The 17520-nt window shown below is 39.7% G+C and carries 13 protein-coding genes, 5 tRNA genes and 1 pseudogene; 4 read left to right on the forward strand and 15 right to left on the reverse strand.

What is annotated here, in order from left to right; genetic code table 11:
• Positions 1-118: 118 nt before the first annotated feature.
• The 12 genes and pseudogenes from RB215_RS10090 to RB215_RS10145 all read right to left on the reverse strand — a co-directional run.
• A pseudogene (locus RB215_RS10090) lies at positions 119-214 on the reverse strand (Mobile element protein); the annotation flags it as partial.
• A 270-nt stretch (positions 215-484) separates the two neighbouring features.
• Positions 485-2386, reverse strand: a complete 1902-nt coding sequence (locus tag RB215_RS10095; RefSeq protein ID WP_309216311.1) for a SurA N-terminal domain-containing protein — start codon at positions 2384-2386, stop codon at positions 485-487.
• 171 nt (positions 2387-2557) lie between these two features.
• Positions 2558-2830 (reverse strand): nucleoid-associated protein HU-beta, encoded by a 273-nt coding sequence (gene hupB / locus RB215_RS10100; RefSeq protein WP_011328717.1) that lies wholly within the window; start codon positions 2828-2830, stop codon positions 2558-2560.
• 206 nt (positions 2831-3036) lie between these two features.
• Positions 3037-5397, reverse strand: a complete 2361-nt coding sequence (gene lon, locus RB215_RS10105; protein WP_011328718.1) for an endopeptidase La — start codon at positions 5395-5397, stop codon at positions 3037-3039.
• A 149-nt stretch (positions 5398-5546) separates the two neighbouring features.
• On the reverse strand, positions 5547-6830 hold the full coding sequence (clpX, locus tag RB215_RS10110) for an ATP-dependent protease ATP-binding subunit ClpX (protein WP_011328719.1): 1284 nt from the start codon (positions 6828-6830) through the stop codon (positions 5547-5549).
• A gap of 132 nt (positions 6831-6962) precedes the next feature.
• Positions 6963-7580: an ATP-dependent Clp endopeptidase proteolytic subunit ClpP gene (clpP, locus tag RB215_RS10115; RefSeq protein ID WP_011328720.1), complete on the reverse strand. Its 618-nt coding sequence runs from the start codon at positions 7578-7580 to the stop codon at positions 6963-6965.
• Between the two features lie 164 nt (positions 7581-7744).
• Positions 7745-9049, reverse strand: coding sequence for a trigger factor (gene tig, locus RB215_RS10120; RefSeq protein WP_011328721.1), 1305 nt, complete (start codon positions 9047-9049; stop codon positions 7745-7747).
• Between the two features lie 456 nt (positions 9050-9505).
• Positions 9506-9582 (reverse strand) — tRNA-Pro (locus tag RB215_RS10125).
• A 64-nt stretch (positions 9583-9646) separates the two neighbouring features.
• Positions 9647-9723: transfer RNA gene (locus RB215_RS10130), tRNA-Pro, on the reverse strand.
• Between the two features lie 15 nt (positions 9724-9738).
• Positions 9739-9814: transfer RNA gene (locus RB215_RS10135), tRNA-His, on the reverse strand.
• 23 nt (positions 9815-9837) lie between these two features.
• A tRNA-Arg gene (locus RB215_RS10140) sits at positions 9838-9914 on the reverse strand.
• Positions 9915-10030: 116 nt separating this feature from the next.
• Positions 10031-10107: transfer RNA gene (locus tag RB215_RS10145), tRNA-Pro, on the reverse strand.
• Between the two features lie 345 nt (positions 10108-10452).
• On the opposite strand from RB215_RS10145, the gene folD reads away from it, so the two are divergent.
• The gene (gene folD, locus RB215_RS10150; RefSeq protein ID WP_011328722.1) at positions 10453-11307 is read left to right on the forward strand and encodes a bifunctional methylenetetrahydrofolate dehydrogenase/methenyltetrahydrofolate cyclohydrolase FolD; all 855 of its coding nucleotides are present in this window, start codon (positions 10453-10455) and stop codon (positions 11305-11307) included.
• Between the two features lie 88 nt (positions 11308-11395).
• On the opposite strand, the gene cysS is transcribed toward folD, so the two are convergent.
• The gene (cysS, locus tag RB215_RS10155) at positions 11396-12775 is read right to left on the reverse strand and encodes a cysteine--tRNA ligase (protein WP_309216312.1); all 1380 of its coding nucleotides are present in this window, start codon (positions 12773-12775) and stop codon (positions 11396-11398) included.
• Between the two features lie 155 nt (positions 12776-12930).
• Here cysS and RB215_RS10160 point away from each other — a divergent pair, with 155 nt between their 5' ends.
• Positions 12931-13422 carry a peptidylprolyl isomerase gene (locus tag RB215_RS10160; protein WP_011328724.1) on the forward strand — a complete coding sequence of 164 codons (492 nt, stop codon included), beginning with the start codon at positions 12931-12933 and terminating at the stop codon, positions 13420-13422.
• 112 nt (positions 13423-13534) lie between these two features.
• Positions 13535-14275, forward strand: a complete 741-nt coding sequence (locus RB215_RS10165) for a UDP-2,3-diacylglucosamine diphosphatase (RefSeq protein ID WP_011328725.1) — start codon at positions 13535-13537, stop codon at positions 14273-14275.
• 18 nt (positions 14276-14293) lie between these two features.
• Here RB215_RS10165 and RB215_RS10170 read toward each other — a convergent pair whose 3' ends face one another.
• Positions 14294-15061, reverse strand: a complete 768-nt coding sequence (locus tag RB215_RS10170) for a tRNA-(ms[2]io[6]A)-hydroxylase (RefSeq protein WP_011328726.1) — start codon at positions 15059-15061, stop codon at positions 14294-14296.
• A 223-nt stretch (positions 15062-15284) separates the two neighbouring features.
• On the opposite strand from RB215_RS10170, the gene RB215_RS10175 reads away from it, so the two are divergent.
• Positions 15285-15884, forward strand: coding sequence for a Yip1 family protein (locus RB215_RS10175; RefSeq protein WP_011328727.1), 600 nt, complete (start codon positions 15285-15287; stop codon positions 15882-15884).
• 93 nt (positions 15885-15977) lie between these two features.
• On the opposite strand, the gene purF is transcribed toward RB215_RS10175, so the two are convergent.
• Positions 15978-17504 carry an amidophosphoribosyltransferase gene (gene purF / locus RB215_RS10180; RefSeq protein ID WP_089368566.1) on the reverse strand — a complete coding sequence of 509 codons (1527 nt, stop codon included), beginning with the start codon at positions 17502-17504 and terminating at the stop codon, positions 15978-15980.
• Positions 17505-17520: the final 16 nt, after the last annotated feature.

The following is a 17520-nucleotide window of genomic DNA, read 5'->3' on the forward strand; positions in this document are numbered from 1 at the left end:
GACACCCTGCTTAATTATTGCACTAAACAGAGCATAGTTAATTACACTGATATTACAAATATTAAGATGGGTGTCTGCATTAAAAATAATGTTCATACGATTGATTAGTAAAGTTGTCTACGCCGCATAAAAATGCACGGCGCACACAGCGCGAAATACAGTGATAGTATTTTGTATCGACCAAACTAACCTGACGTTTTCTTGCGATAGCCATGTGATACCTGCTCAATTATTGCACTAACCAGTGCATAGTTAATTACACTGATATTACAAATATTAGGGTGGGTGTCTTTATTGAAAATATTTTAAAATGGGTGTCTGCATTAAAAATATTTCAACTGTAAACCTAAATACCAAATTCGGTTAATCACTTACTGATATCTGGCACCTTCTTTTAGTAATAACTACTTTTCCTAATAGCTGCTTTTTTACAAACAAAAAAGGCGCTTTAAAAAAGCGCCTTTTAATTATTTAATTACGAATTTCACTCTGCGGCTTGCGCTACATTTGGTAAGTTAATTTTCGCTTGAGCTTTTAATGACTCAATAAACACCATGTAGTTTTTGTTTGCTTGTGCCATGGTAATGTTTTGCTGAATTTGTGGGTCAATATTATCTGCAACTTCAGCGTTCGTTACCGATTTAAGCGCAACAATCGCAGCATCACCATTATTTAAATTAACTAGCTCAACGATTGCTGAATCAGTTGGGTGAGCCATTTTAAATGTTTGCGTCACAATAGCTGGCGAAACAGTATAGCTCTGACGCGTTAACTGCGCTTCTTGGCGAACTGTTAGGTTTTGCTCAGCGGCAACGTCATTTAAGCTCTTGCCTGCTTGTACTTCTGCAAAGAGTGTACGGGCTTTTTCTTTAGCAAGCGCTGATGTTTTCTCGTTAACTAAGCTGGCTTTAATTTGCTCGCTTACATCGCTTAGTGCTTTAGTGGCAGCTGGCTCATGTTCATTAACACGCACCACAATAACATGCTCATTACCTAACTCAATCAGCTCTGAGTTTACTTTATCTTCAAGTAAATCAACTGATGTTAATGCTGTAATAACTGCAGGGCTGTTTAACGGCTCTGGTAGCTCATTTAGCGCTACAAGTGGAGTAGACTTAATCTCTACACCCGCGGCTTCTGCTGCATCAACTAAGCGGTCTGAAATTTCAAACGCAAGCGCGGCCATTTCTGTTTGCTTTTCGTAAAATGCATCTACTTTTTCAGCTTTTTCTAGTTCTGCACGTAAATCTGCTTTTACATCATCGTAGGCTTTTACTTGCTGCGCCTGTAGGTCGGTTAGTTTAATAATGTGGTAACCAAATTCTGATGCTATAACGTCTGAGTAGTCACCTTTATTTTCGAGCGCAAATGCTGCGTCTTCAAAAACAGGATCCATTACATCACGTTCTATCCACTCTAAATCGCCACCCATTTCGCCACTTACAATATCATCAGACGATGATTCTGCTAGCTCGGCAAAATCAGCACCTTGATTTAATTGCGCTAATAAAGACTCTGCTTTTGCTTTAGCTGCATCATCGTCTTCACTGTTATCAATTAAAATATGCGAAACACGACGCTTTTCAGGCTCAACGTATTGCGCTTTACTTTGTTCGTAATAGGCTTTTACGTCATCTTCAGTTACTGAAGCAACTGTAATGTCTTGCGCTTTTAGCTCTATGTAATTAACCGATAAACGCTCAGGAGATAAAAACTGGCCGCTATTTAATTCATAGTAATCAGCTATTTCTTGCTCACTCACTACAACACTGTCTTGCATTGCTTCTTTATTAACTACTAGGTAGTCAATGCTGCGCGTTTGTTGTTGTAAAGCAATGGCACTGTCAAGTTCATTTTTTAGCGCAAAATCACTTCCCGCAACAGCAGATACAAGCTGGCTGCGTGTCATGTCTTTACGTAAATACTCGCGAAATGAGTCTGGTTGAAAGTTCATTTGACGAATAACTTGCAAGTAACGGTCGTTGTTAAAGCTTTCACCAATTTTAAAATAAGGTAATTCTAAAATGGTTTGTCTTACACTTTCATCGCTTACACGAAGGCCTAACTCTGCCGCTAGTTGAGTTTGCAGTTCTTGTTGTACTAAACGGTCAATTACACCTTGGCGTATTTGCGCCATGTAATTTGGATCGGCTGCAATTTGGGTAAAGTATTCACCAAACTGTTGCTCTAATCGGCCTCGTTCATTTTGAAACGCACGATTAAATTCGGTTTGACTAATTTTAATACCATTTACTTCAGCAACAGGTTGTTCTGTGGTTTGACCTAGGTAACTACCAATTCCTGCTAAAGCAAAAGATAAAATCACGGCGCCTAAAATTACTTTGGCTATAGGTCCTTGCGAACCTTCTCTGATTTTCTCAAGCATTTGTTTATCTCTTTTCTGAGCAAGGTTTTTACCTTGTCATATGTAAAAAAAGCGTATCTTACCAGATACGCTTTTTCACTTGAAGTAACTGGCGGTAAAGTTACTTAATTCATCTTCTGTGGTCATTAAGTATTTTTACACTCGCCACAACTAATGTGTTTAAAACAGTGATTAGTTTACTGCGTCTTTTAGTGCTTTACCTGCTTTAAATGCAGGGATAGTTGCAGCAGCGATTTGAATTGTTTCGCCAGTTTGTGGGTTACGGCCTGAACGTGCAGCACGGTCACGAACTGAAAAAGTACCAAAACCAACAAGTGCAACTGAGTCGCCTTCTTTAAGTGCGCCAGTAACTGATTCGATAAATGAATCTAGTGCACGACCTGCAGCCGCTTTAGAAATGTCAGCATCAGCTGCGATTTGATCGATTAATTGAGATTTATTCACAATATCATCCTCTTTAATTGTTGTTATCAAGAGCGATTGTTTTTTACTAACATCACTGTTTTGAAAATTTAGAGCAAACTATTATGCTCATACGATTATATTTTTCTTAAGCCTAGTAACCATAAGGGCTAGGCTTGAAAACCAGTGCTTAACTTATCATACCGTTTAGATTTGAAAAGCCCCTAAAAGCACTTTTTTAGCGTTTTTTATCGGTTTTTCGGCGTTTCGACTGAAAAACTATCAACTGGGTGCACTAAAGCAAGTTTTAATACTTCATCAATCCATGTAACTGGGTGAATATCGAGGCCAGCCAATACGTTGTCTGGGATCTCTTTTAGGTCACGTTCGTTAATTTTTGGAATAATAACCGTTTTAATACCGCCGCGATGCGCTGCTAATAATTTCTCTTTTAAGCCACCAATTGGTAGTACTTCACCACGCAATGTAATTTCGCCTGTCATGGCAACATCGGCACGTACCGGATTACCAGTTAAGCTCGACACTAAACCAGTTACCATAGCAGCACCTGCACTTGGACCATCTTTAGGCGTTGCGCCTTCAGGTACGTGTACATGAATATCGCGCTTTTCATAAAAATCACTGTTAATACGAAACTCTTCCGCTCGGTTTCGTACTACTGTCATGGCTGCTTGTATCGACTCTTGCATTACATCACCTAATGAGCCGGTATAGCTAAGCTTACCTTTACCTGGTACTGCGGCGCATTCAATAGTTAGCAAGTCGCCGCCCACTTCAGTCCATGCAAGGCCGGTAACTTGGCCAATACGGTCGCCGTCTTCTGCTTTACCGTAATCAAAGCGTTGCACCCCTAAAAAGTCCTCTAGGTTGTGCTCATCGATAGTGACTGTTGTGGTGTCTTTTTCGATTAAAATATTTTTAACCGCTTTACGACATAGTTTAGATATTTCGCGCTCTAAATTACGTACACCCGCTTCACGCGTGTAATAACGAATAATACCGGTAATGGCACTATCGGCTATCTCAATTTCATGCTCTTTTAAGCCATTACGCTTAACTTGCTTGGTAATTAAGTGCTGTTTAGCAATATTAAGTTTTTCATCTTCGGTGTAACCCGACAAACGAATAACTTCCATTCGATCTAGTAACGGCCCTGGAATGTTAAAGCTGTTTGATGTAGCAACAAACATCACATCCGACAAATCGTAGTCAACTTCTAGGTAGTGATCGGCAAAATGACTATTTTGCTCAGGATCTAACACCTCAAGTAATGCAGATGCGGGATCACCACGCATGTCTGATGACATTTTGTCGATTTCATCAAGTAAAAACAATGGGTTTTTAACGCCCACTTTTGTCATATTCTGAATCATTTTACCTGGCATTGAGCCAATGTAAGTACGACGATGGCCACGAATTTCAGCTTCATCACGTACACCGCCAAGCGCCATACGAATATACTTACGGCCGGTAGAGCGTGCAATAGATTGACCTAAAGAGGTTTTACCCACACCAGGCGGCCCTACTAGACACAAAATAGGCCCTTTAAGCTTGTTAGTACGTTGTTGCACCGCTAGGTACTCTAAAATACGTTCTTTAACTTTTTCTAAGCCGTAATGATCGCTATCAAGTATTTTTTGCGCGCCAGCTAAATCTTTTTTAACTTTTGAGCGTTTTTTCCACGGTACACTAATTAGTGTATCTATGTATGAGCGCACTACACTGGCTTCTGCCGACATTGGCGACATCATTTTTAGCTTACTTAACTCAGCCGTCGCTTTTTCTTTTGCTTCGGTTGGCATGCCCGACTCTTCAATACGCTTTTTCAGCGCTTCAAACTCATCTGGCACATCATCAAGTTCACCGAGCTCTTTTTGAATCGCTTTCATTTGCTCATTGAGGTAATACTCGCGCTGTGATTTTTCCATCTGCTTTTTAACGCGGCTACGTATTTTTTTCTCAACTTGCAGTAAATCTATTTCGCCTTCCATTAGCGCCATTAAGTATTCTAAGCGTTCGGTAACACTTGAGGTTTCTAATACTTTTTGTTTTTCAGGCACTTTTAATGGCATATGAGCTGCCATGGTATCGGCAAGGCGCGCCGGATCGTCAATCCCCGAAACCGAAGTAAGTACTTCTGGTGGGATTTTTTTATTGAGTTTTACATAGCCTTCAAATTGGCTAATTGCGCTGCGAATAAACACATCTTGCTCATGCTCATCTATTGATTCTGATTCAATAAACTGCGCATTAGCTACAAAAAATTCTTCGCTATCAATAAATTCTTCAATTTTTGCGCGCTGCGTACCTTCTACTAAAACTTTTACTGTACCGTCTGGTAACTTTAATAACTGAAGTACAGTGGCAATAGTACCAACACGATAAATATCATCTTGCTCAGGCTCATCTACGGTTGCATCTTTTTGGGCAACCAAGAAAATTTGTTTGTCTTTATCCATTGCCGCTTCAAGGCATTTTATTGATTTTTCACGGCCTACAAAAAGCGGGATCACCATGTGCGGATATACCACTACATCGCGCAGTGCTAATACTGGGATTTCGACTCGATCGGTTCTCTCAAGCGTCATTATATTTCTCTTTGCACTTCATTTATTTTAAAGATTACTCAAGTATATGGGGATAACCTAATTAAAGTTCAACGATTTTCCCGTACTCAATTAAATTAATTATAAAAAAAGGAGCCTTAGGCTCCTTTTTAAATCAAATAGCTTAAAAACTACTCAGATGCTGCTTTATCTTGATTATTATTTTCATAAATCAAAATTGGGTCTGATTCACCTTTAATTACGGTTTCATCTATAACCACTTTGCTTACATTATCCATAGAAGGTAGCTCATACATAGTATCAAGTAATACACCTTCAACGATTGAACGCAAACCACGAGCACCTGTTTTACGCTCCATTGCTTTGTGGGCAATTGCAGCTAAGGCATCATCGCGAAACTCAAGCTCAACATCTTCCATACCAAACAATACTGAAAACTGTTTAGTAATGGCGTTTTTAGGCTCACTTAAAATTTGTATTAGTGCAGCTTCATCAAGTTCAGTTAATGTAGCAACTACCGGTAAACGGCCGATAAACTCAGGGATCAAGCCGTACTTAACTAAATCCTCTGGCTCTACGTCTTTAAATGTATCACTTAAAGAACGGCTCGCTGCAGACTCTTTAACATCAACACCAAAACCAATACCGGTATTTTTATGGCTACGTTGCTCAATCACTTTATCAAGACCTGAGAATGCGCCACCACAAATAAACAAGATTTTAGACGTATCTACTTGTAAAAACTCTTGCTGTGGGTGCTTACGGCCACCTTGTGGTGGAACCGAAGCTATGGTGCCTTCTATCAGTTTAAGTAGTGCTTGTTGCACGCCTTCGCCTGATACATCACGCGTAATTGACGGGTTGTCTGATTTACGAGAAATTTTATCAATTTCATCTATGTAAACAATACCACGTTGTGCTTTTTCTACATCGTAATCGCATTTTTGTAACAGCTTTTGAATGATGTTTTCAACATCTTCACCCACATAACCCGCTTCGGTTAATGTGGTTGCATCGGCCATAGTAAACGGCACATCTAATAAGCGTGCTAACGTTTCTGCTAGTAATGTTTTACCACTACCTGTAGGACCAATTAATAAGATATTACTTTTACTTAGTTCAATATCTTGCTTAGTCGACTGATTACGTAGGCGTTTGTAATGGTTGTATACCGCTACAGACAATACTTTTTTAGCATGGTCTTGGCCAATAACATAGTCGTCTAAGTGTTTACGAATTTCTTTTGGTACAGGTAGTTTGTCAGAGGCATCGTGCTTAGGCGCAATGTCTTTTATTTCTTCTCTGATAATATCGTTACACAACTCTACACATTCATCACAAACATATACTGAAGGGCCTGCAATTAATTTGCGTACTTCATGTTGGCTTTTGCCGCAAAAAGAACAGTATAACAATTTACTACTTTTGTCGCCGTCTGTAGGAGTGTCAGACATTCAGCTACCTCATTTTATACGTTGGCCACCAAATTGGTCGATGGCTATTTCAATACGTTTTAACTATACCAAAATTTAATTTTTTCGCATAGTAACTCAAAGTGGCAAACAGCCTAGCTGTTTGCCAAACGCTTACTTGCTAGCGCGATTTTTAAATACTGAGTCTACAATGCCGTAATCTACAGCTTGATCAGCACTCATAAAGTTATCACGATCAGTGTCTTTAGAAATCACGTCTAATGGTTGGCCTGTATGCTCAGCCATTAAGCGGTTTAGCTTGTCTTTAATAGACAGGATTTCTTTGGCATGTATTTCAAAGTCAGATGCTTGACCTTGGAAACCACCTAATGGTTGGTGGATCATTACGCGTGAGTTCGGTAGGCAAAAACGTTTGCCCTTTGCCCCAGCGGTAAGTAAAAAAGCACCCATGCTAGCAGCTTGACCTACACAAATTGTACTTACATCTGGTTTAATGAAGTTCATTGTGTCGTAAATTGCCATACCCGCAGTAACCGAACCACCTGGTGAGTTTATATATAAAAAGATATCTTTATCTGGGTTTTCTGATTCTAAGAACAACATTTGCGCTAAAATCAGGTTTGCCATGTTGTCTTCAACAGGACCCGTTAAAAAGATAATACGCTCTTTTAATAATCTCGAATAAATGTCATACGAGCGCTCGCCTTTAGGTGTTTGTTCAACAACCATAGGGACCAATGCGTTTAGGGGATCTGTAATACCAATATTCATACTTATTTAATTCCTTATGCGCTTATACTTGTCCTTATTAAAGAAAAGCATAGTTATCATTTTTCGCAAATTAAGAACCACAAACTAAAATGGCCCGAGCACACTGCATAAACAGAGTAACACGAGCCATTTAATCGTTAGCGAGCACTTAAGTCAATGACTTATTAAGCACCTTGCTGTGGATTCATGATGTCGTCAAATGCTGTTTCAACGTCAGTCACAGTTGCTTTAGCTAAGATAGCCTCAACAGCTTGCTCTTCCATTGCTACATTACGCATTTGCTGCATAAGTTGATCATTCGCTTTGTAGTATTCTACTACTTCAGTTGGATCTTCGTATGCAGAAGCTACCGTTGCGATTAATGCTTCAACTTTAGCGTCGTCAACTTTAATCTCGTTAGCTTTAATCACTTCACCTAATAAAAGGCCAGTTTTAACACGTGTTACTGCTTGCTCATGGAACAATTCAGCAGGAAGCTCAGGCATGTTTTGCGCATCGCCACCAAAACGTTGAGCAGCTTGCTGACGTAATGCGTCAACTTCTTGATCAACTAGTGCTTTAGGCACTTCAATTTCGTTGTTCGCTAAAAGACCTTTAATAGCTTGATCTTTAACGTTAGCTTTAACCGCTTGGTCTAGCTCACGTGTCATGTTCTTTTTAACTTCAACTTTAAGCGCGTCAACACCACCTTCGGTAACACCGAATTTAGTTGCAAATTCTTCGCTTAATTCAGGTAACTCTTGCGCTTCAACTTTTTTCACTGTGATAGTGAATTGAGCCGCTTTACCTTTTAAGTTTTCAGCATGGTAATCATCAGGGAAAGTTACATCAGCAATTGCTTCTTCGCCTGCTTTTTTACCTACGATATTATCTTCAAAACCTGGGATCATACGACCTTGGCCAAGTTCTAATGGGAAGTCTTCAGCTTTGCCGCCTTCAAATACTTCACCGTCGATAGTACCTACAAAATCAACCGTTACACGGTCGTTTTCGCCAGCAGCTGTATCAACTTCAGCCCAGTCTGCGTGTTGCTTACGAAGTGTTTCTAGCATGTTAGCTAAATCTTCGTCAGTTACTGTTACGGCTGGTTTTTCAACTGTAATTTTGTCTAAACCTTGAACTTCAACTTCAGGGTAAACTTCAAACGTAGCCGAAAACTCTAAATCTTTACCAGCTTCAAGTGCTTTTGGAGCAAATGTTGGTGCGCCAGCTGGGTTAATTTTTTCTGAAACAATTGCTTCATAGAAATTACGTTGCATTACTTCGCCAGCAACTTCTTGACGAACTGCTGGTCCAAAACGCTTGTTAATTACTGATGCTGGAACTTTACCAGCACGGAAGCCATCAATACGCTGCGTTTTTGACAGTTGTTGTAAGCGTTTTTTTACTTCATTCTCAACGTTCTCTGCAGGAACGGTGATGGTCAGACGGCGCTCAAGGCCTTGGGTCGTCTCAACAGAAACTTGCATGATTTACCTCAATCTTCAATTTTGGCGACTGTTCGCCTTCTTTACACACAAAGTCATCTTTAGGAGTCTTGATAAAATTTAAACCTTTGTGGCTTAAAAACATTCGTCGCTACCACCAGATACCATTGCTGCTCTGCCCTGCGGGCACTATATTAAAATAATAGACGCGGCATTATAACGTAATATTGATGATAGTCGAGTGTAGGAAACAATTTTTTGAAGCACAATTGTGTTATTAGTAATCAAGCGAATAAAAAACAGGCTAATTTAGCAGCTAATCAAAAGTATAAAGTTATAGTTTATAAGTTCTAAAATAGTTTATTAGTGAGTTTTTATTATTTATTTTCGAATATTAACAATCTCTGCTTTAACAAAGTGCTCGATAATACTGATTTTGAAGTGAGTAGTGCGTGTAATATCAAAACCATTTTCATTTATTATTGTTAATAAAGAAAATGGTCGGCGATGCAGGATTTGAACCTGCGACCCCTTGGACCCAAACCAAGTGCGCTACCAAACTGCGCTAATCGCCGATATATTTTTTATACTTAACTTTTGAATACTTAAACTTTGTATTTAAGACCATTTATAAGAAAATGGTCGGCGATGCAGGATTTGAACCTGCGACCCCTTGGACCCAAACCAAGTGCGCTACCAAACTGCGCTAATCGCCGATACTCTTTGTAAATTGGGGTGACTGATGGGGCTCGAACCCACGACAACCGGAATCACAATCCGGGGCTCTACCAACTGAGCTACAATCACCACGGTATTTACTTGTTTTCAAATGGTGCACCCAGAAGGATTCGAACCTTCGACCCACGCCTTAGAAGGGCGTTGCTCTATCCAGCTGAGCTATGGGCGCATCGAAAACTTCATAGTTTACCAATAAGCTAATTACGTAAGTACAATGGCTTTGTGCAAATGTACTATTGCATTAATACCCAAATAATATCCACTTAGCTTAATTACTTAAGAAAGTGGTCGGCGATGCAGGATTTGAACCTGCGACCCCTTGGACCCAAACCAAGTGCGCTACCAAACTGCGCTAATCGCCGATGCTTATAATTGTTAGCGAGTGACCTCGTTGACAACGGGGTGCATAATAGTGATTTGGCTGGGTTAGGTCAAACGTTTTTTTAAGAAAACAATTCAATTGCTCACTTTTAGTTCATAATAGCCAGAATAACCTAATAGCCGGCTGAAATTTAGACTATTTTGTATAATCAAATACGCTATTAGCTAAAAGCAACTTGGCGCTTTAGTGCTTTTCTGCGAAAATAGTAAACATATTGAAAATGGATTTAATAAAGTAAGTATTTCTTTATTACATTACCCCTATTTTTTGTATATCCATTTTAAGTATCTGTATCAAGTTAATTAACCCTAATTAAAGGTCACCCATGACGGCAAACATCATTGATGGTAAAGCAATAGCAAAACAAGTACGTAGCGCAGTTGCACAACGCGTTTCAGAGCGAGTAGCACAAAACCTTCGTGCGCCCGGTCTTGCAGTAGTGCTTGTAGGACTCGACCCTGCGAGTCAGGTTTATGTTGGCTCAAAACGTAAAGCCTGTGAAGAAGTTGGTTTTATCTCTAAATCTTTTGATTTACCAGCAAATACCACTGAGCAAACACTATTAGAGTTAATTGATGAATTAAACAACGATCAAGAAATTGACGGTATTTTAGTACAACTCCCTTTACCTGAAGGTCTTGATGTAGAAAAGATTCTTGAACGTATTACCCCGCATAAAGATGTAGATGGTTTTCATCCTTACAATATAGGCCGACTAGCCCAACGTATGCCAGCCCTTCGTCCTTGTACACCAAAAGGTATTATTACCTTACTTGACTCAACGGGTGTGCGTTATAAAGGATTGCATGCTGTGGTTGTAGGTGCATCTAATATTGTAGGGCGTCCTATGGCACTAGAGCTATTGTTAGCTGGTTGCACTACCACTGTTTGTCATAAGTTTACACAAGACTTAGAAACCCATGTTCGTCGGGCCGATTTATTAGTGGTTGCAGTTGGTAAACCTGAATTTATTCCTGGTGACTGGGTTAAAGAAGGTGCGATTGTTATTGATGTAGGTATTAACCGCTTAGATAGCGGTAAGTTAGTGGGTGATGTTGAATATAGTGTTGCTGAGCAAAAAGCTGACTTTATTACCCCTGTACCTGGTGGTGTAGGCCCTATGACAGTGGCAAGCTTGATTGAAAACACCCTCGAAGCGTGTGAAAAATATCATAGCTAAGCGCTAACAGAATCAAAAAAGGGTTGCCAAGTGGCAACCCTTTTTAATGCAACTAATAAAGTTAGTTATTATTTTTGAAATAAACCAATTACGCTTTACGCCAAGTGGTTTTACCGGCTGAATCTTCTAGTATTACGCCTAACGCACTAAGTGCATCGCGCGCTTCATCAGCAGCAGCCCAGTTTTTACTAGCACGCGCATCGTTACGCTTAACTATTAGCGCTTCAATTTGTGCTACTTCATCATCGTCTTGCCCACCTTGTAAAAAGGCTTCTGGGTCCTGTTGAGCAACACCTAGCACTTCGCTTATGCTACCTAGTATAAATGCTAACTGCCCTGCTTGCTGGCTATCAATATCTTTTACGCGGTTTAGCTCTTTAGCTAGCTCAAACAACACAGGTAATGCTTCTGGTGTATTAAAGTCATCATCCATCGCCTTTCTAAACTTAATAACATACTCGTTGTCATCAAGCTCACACGCTACTGGTTTAACCCCACGAAGTGCTGTATAAATACGTTCAAGTGATGAGCGAGCTTGATCTAAATTTTCTTGCGAATAATTTAGCTGGCTGCGGTAATGGCCCGAGATTAAAAAGTAACGTACCGATTCTGCATCGTACTGTTTTAACACTTCACGCACAGTAAAAAAGTTATCTAACGATTTAGACATTTTTTCTTTATTTACTTGCACCATACCCGTGTGGATCCAAGTATTTACATACTTGCCATTATTTGCACAGCACGATTGTGCAATTTCGTTTTCGTGATGCGGAAACTGTAAGTCAGAACCCCCACCATGAATATCAAAATGCTCACCCAAATGCTTTGAGCTCATAGCAGAACATTCAATATGCCAACCTGGACGCCCTTCGCCCCATGGAGATGACCATGATGGCTCACCCGCTTTGGCTTTTTTCCACAATACAAAATCAAGCGGATCGTCTTTATCTTGAGCAACCTCAACACGCGATCCTGATTGCAGCATGGTTAAATCTTGCTGCGATAATGCGCCGTACTGCTCAAAGGTAGAAACATCAAACAATACATCACCATCGGCAGCAACATAAGCATGGCCTTTGGTAATTAAGCGCTCAACCATTTCAATAATTTCATCCATGTGCGCAGTTACTGTTGGTTCAACATCGGGGCGTAACATGTTTAAACTATCAAAATCTTCATGCATGGCTTTCGTCATGCGCACAGTTAAGTCGTTTATTGACTCGCCATTTTCGTTAGCGCGTTTAATTATTTTGTCATCAACATCGGTAATATTACGCACATATTTTAAATCATAACCAATATGGCGAAGGTAGCGAACAATCACATCGAAGCCAACAAAGGTACGCGCATGCCCAATATGACAGTAATCATAAATGGTGATACCACACACATACATGTCGATTTTGCCTTCGACCATTGGTTTAAATTGCTCTTTTTGTCGCGTTAGTGTGTTGTATATATTAACCATTTACTTTGAGTCCTTGACTATTAACTTGAACAGCTATGTTACCACTTGAAAAGCCCCTGCTCTAGCGCTTTATAACAAAGCAAACATCTACTTTGTTAATCTTAGCTAACTGAGATAAAATAGCGCGACTATTTAAACCAGATACAGGAAACCTCATGGTTGTTCTACACACTAATTTTGGTGACATCACCATTAAAATGTTTGATCAAGAAGCTCCAAACACAGTTAAAAACTTTTTAGAGTATGCAAATGCTGGCTTTTTCAACGGCACTATCTTTCATCGTGTAATCGATGGTTTTATGGTTCAAGGCGGTGGTTTTATCCCTGGTATGGATCAAAAAGAAGTAAATGATCCAATTAAAAATGAAGCTAACAATGGCCTATCAAATAAAGTAGGTACTTTAGCAATGGCACGTACGCCTGATCCTCATTCAGCTACAGCGCAATTTTTCATTAACGTTAACGACAACGATTTTTTAAACCACAGCAGCGAAACGTCGCAAGGCTGGGGTTACTGTGTATTTGCTGAAGTTGTTGAAGGCATGGACATAGTTAATAAAATTAAAGGCGTAGCAACTGGTAGCAACGGCTTTCATCAAGACGTACCACTTGAAGATGTAATTATCGAAAGCGTTACTGTTAACTAATAGCGTTTACTCACATTATGTGAGTATATAAGCGGGTATTAATATAAATTAAGTTTAAATATTTACTTAATTTATATAAGCCCGCTTTTATTTTATCTAAAAAGACTCATCTATGACTCGCAAAACTTATTTTATTGCCGATTTACATCTAAGTGAAAACCGCCCTGATATTAGCGCGGCATTTTTTAGCTTTTTAAATACGCACATACTTAATCAAGATGTAGATGCACTGTACATTTTAGGTGATTTTTTTGAAGTATGGGTTGGCGACGATTACATTACAACGCTGAGCGCTAATGTAGCAAAGCATTTAAAAGCAGTCAGTGATGGCGGTACACCGGTTTATTTTATTCATGGTAATCGCGACTTTATTATGCGCGACAAGTATGCCGCAATGGCAGGCATGACCTTACTTGATGAGCAAACCGTAATAGATTTATACGGTACACCAACGGTTATTTTACATGGCGATGAAATGTGTACTCAAGATATAGAGTACCAAAAGTTTCGTCGTAAAAGCCGTGGATGGTGGTGGCCAAAACTAATGTTGGCTATGCCACTATGGTATCGTAAAAAAATAGCCCGTAATGCACGTGAAAAAAGTAAACTTAGCCAAGCCAATAAACCCCTTGAAATACTCGATGTGATTGATGACGCCGTACTCGCTACTTTTGCTAAGCACCAGGTCACTAATATGATCCACGGTCATACTCATCGCCCTAATGTGCATACTTACACAGTAAACCAAGAAACTTTAACGCGTACGGTTTTAGGTGACTGGTACACCCAAGGCTCATATTTAGTGGTTACACCACAGGCTCAAAAGTTAATTAGCACTCCTTTTAAGGCGTAAAATGAGTGCTACAAAAGGTTAGTTTTTTAATGCAGGAATACCGCTATGAAATTTAAAGTCGGTATCGGGCGTTGCAATGAGCTCACGTTCTTTTTCTGCAAAAAACTGCACTCGCTCGGTAATATCAAAGTCGGCAATTTCTTGCGCCAGCGTTAAATAATCTTGATAATGTCGCGCTTCTGAGCGCAATAGCGATATATAAAAGTCACCTAAACGTTTATCTACATGCGGAGCAAGCTTAGCAAAACGCTCACACGATCGCGCCTCAATGTAAGCACCCACTATAAGCTTATCGACTAGAGCATCTGGCTCAAAGGTTTTTACATTACGCAGCATACCTTTAGCATAACGACATGGGGTAATACTTCTATACTCAACACCGTACTCGTCCATAATTTCTAATACTTGATAAAAATGATGCAACTCTTCTTTTATTAGCATCACCATTTTATCGATTAACTCTTGCCCATACGGCGAGTTAGATTTAGGAATAATAGCCTTGGTAAGCTTGTTTTTAGCCGCTAAGTCACGCCAATTGCCTTCACGTTTATAAATTAATGTTTCAAACGGTTTTAGCCACTCAAGCAGAGCGTCGCTACTTTCTTTATCCACCGCATACTTACGAATTAAAAACATCGCTGATTGCGCTGCCTTTAATTCACATATCAAATGGTCGATTAATATAATCGATAAATTTTCTTTTTTTATCGCTTCATCAACCCACTGCTGTGGGGTTTCGCATTTTAAAAAACTTAAAATTGGCGCTAATAATTGTTGCGTAGACACTTTTTGCATATCTCAGTATAACTTTAAACTTAATAACGATTTTACCATGAAACCTTTTTAAAAGATCACCACGACCTACTTTTACATGGGTATCATTTACAACTATAAAATGTTAATACAATGTTACCTTGACTTTGTATTGCAAGTGAACCATAACTGTATAGTGACTGTATAAAAATAAAACAGTAAAAAACTAATAAGTTACTTTTATGGAGTAAACACTATGATACTAAACCACCTATGGGGGCTTTACGCTCACCCACTTGAAGAATGGCAAACAATTGATAACCGCCATGAAAGCCTAACTTATAGCCTCTCGCATATTGTGTTGATAGCGCTGTTTCCCTCGGTTATGGGGTACTATTCATCGGTATATTTAGGATGGAGTATAGGTACAGGAAACCCCGTATTTTTAACCCATGACAGTGCACTACTTATTGCAATTGCAATGTATGTGGCGCTAATTGCGGGTATATTTGCTTTGGCTTATTTAGCCCACTGGATGGGAGTAACCTTTGGTGCTCAGCCCACTTTCACTCAAGCTCTCGAACTAGCAGCTTATACTGCAACCCCGGTATTTATGTCGGCACTAGCTGCTTTTTTACCGCACTTATGGTTTGTGGTGTGCGTAGGCATGGTTGCTTTGGCTTACTCGGTTTATTTACTTTATACCGGTGTGCCAATATTAATGCATATACCAGAAGAACGAGGCTTTATTTACGCAAGCTCTGTAGTAACTTGTGGCTTAATTTTACTGGTTATTATTTTAGCGGTTACCGCTATGCTATGGACTAATGGAATAGTGAGCCCCATGTTTACATAAGCACTGCACCGCGTTGGAGTAAAAGTATTTGTGCTTTTTTGCACAAAAAAAAGGAGCTAATTAGCTCCTTTTTTATTTAAATATTTTTAACGATTAGTCTGATTCGTTTTCATCTTGATTATGAATCTCTAACCCTGCAGACATCGCATTTTCGCGAGTACTTTTTGCAGAGTCATTACGCATTTTATCAATACGATTTAAGTAATCTTGATCAATGTCGCCAGTTATATATTGGCCATCGAATACTGATGTTTCAAATTTAGTGATTTCAGGGTTTTCTTTGCCAACCGCTGCAATCAAATCTTTTAATGACTGAAAAATCAAACCGTCAGAACCAATACTTGCATTAATATCTTCCACTTCACGGCCATGAGCAATCAGCTCGGCTGCAGATGGCATATCAATACCGTACACATTAGGAAAACGTATTTCAGGAGCAGCTGATGCAAAATAAACATTTTTAGCACCCGACTCTCTAGCCATTTCAACTATTTGCGCTGAGGTAGTACCACGCACAATTGAGTCATCAACCAGTAATACGTTTTTACCTTTAAACTCACGATCTATGGCATTTAACTTTTGACGCACCGATTTTTTACGTAACTCTTGGCCTGGCATAATAAATGTGCGGCCAATGTAACGGTTTTTAACAAAACCTTGGCGGTAAGGTAAATCAAGAACACGGGCTATTTCGAGCGCAATATCACACGATGTTTCAGGAATAGGAATAACCACATCAATGTCTTTATCAGCCCACTCACGTGCTATTTTTTCACCCAATTTAGTTCCCATATTTACCCGTGCTGCATAAACAGACATACGGTCAATGGTTGAATCGGGGCGAGCAAAATAAACAAACTCAAAAATACATGGTGAATAAGATACTTTATCTGCACAGCTTAACGAGTGAAATTCACCGTTTTCGGTTACATAAATAGCTTCACCTGGTGCTACATCACGAATAAATTCAAAACCATCTTGTTTTAGTGCAACACTTTCTGAAGCAAACATGTATTCGGTGCCTTTTGCGCTTTCGCGTTTACCAAATACCAATGGACGAATACCATTAGGGTCACGAAACGCCACCACACCGTGGCCAATAATCATCGCGATAGCAGCATAGCCGCCATTCACTTTGTTATTTACTTCGGTAATAGCGGTAAAAATATCTTCTGCGCCAAGCTGTAGCTTGTTTGATTTACTTAACTCATGCGCAAGAATATTAAGCAATATTTCTGAGTCAGAGGTGGTGTTTACATGGCGTCGTGCTTCTGAAAACAATTGCTCTTTTAACTCTTCTGCATTCGTTAGGTTGCCATTATGTGCTAATGCAATACCAAAAGGAGAGTTTACATAAAATGGCTGCGCTTCTGATGAGCTTGACGAGCCTGCTGTTGGGTAACGAACATGGCCTATGCCAATTGTTCCCTGCAATCGTTTCATATGGCGAGTGTGAAATACATCTCTCACTAAACCATTTGCTTTGCGTAAGCTAAACGTATTGTTGTCAATGGTAATAATACCCGCGGCGTCTTGGCCGCGATGCTGCAAAACAGTTAAGCCATCATAAATCGCCTGATTAACTGGCGATGTTCCGACTATTCCAACGATACCACACATGTAATTTATCCTCGCC

It is taken from the genome of Pseudoalteromonas sp. HL-AS2, assembly GCF_031198805.1.
GTDB classification, from domain to species: Bacteria; Pseudomonadota; Gammaproteobacteria; order Enterobacterales; family Alteromonadaceae; genus Pseudoalteromonas; species Pseudoalteromonas nigrifaciens.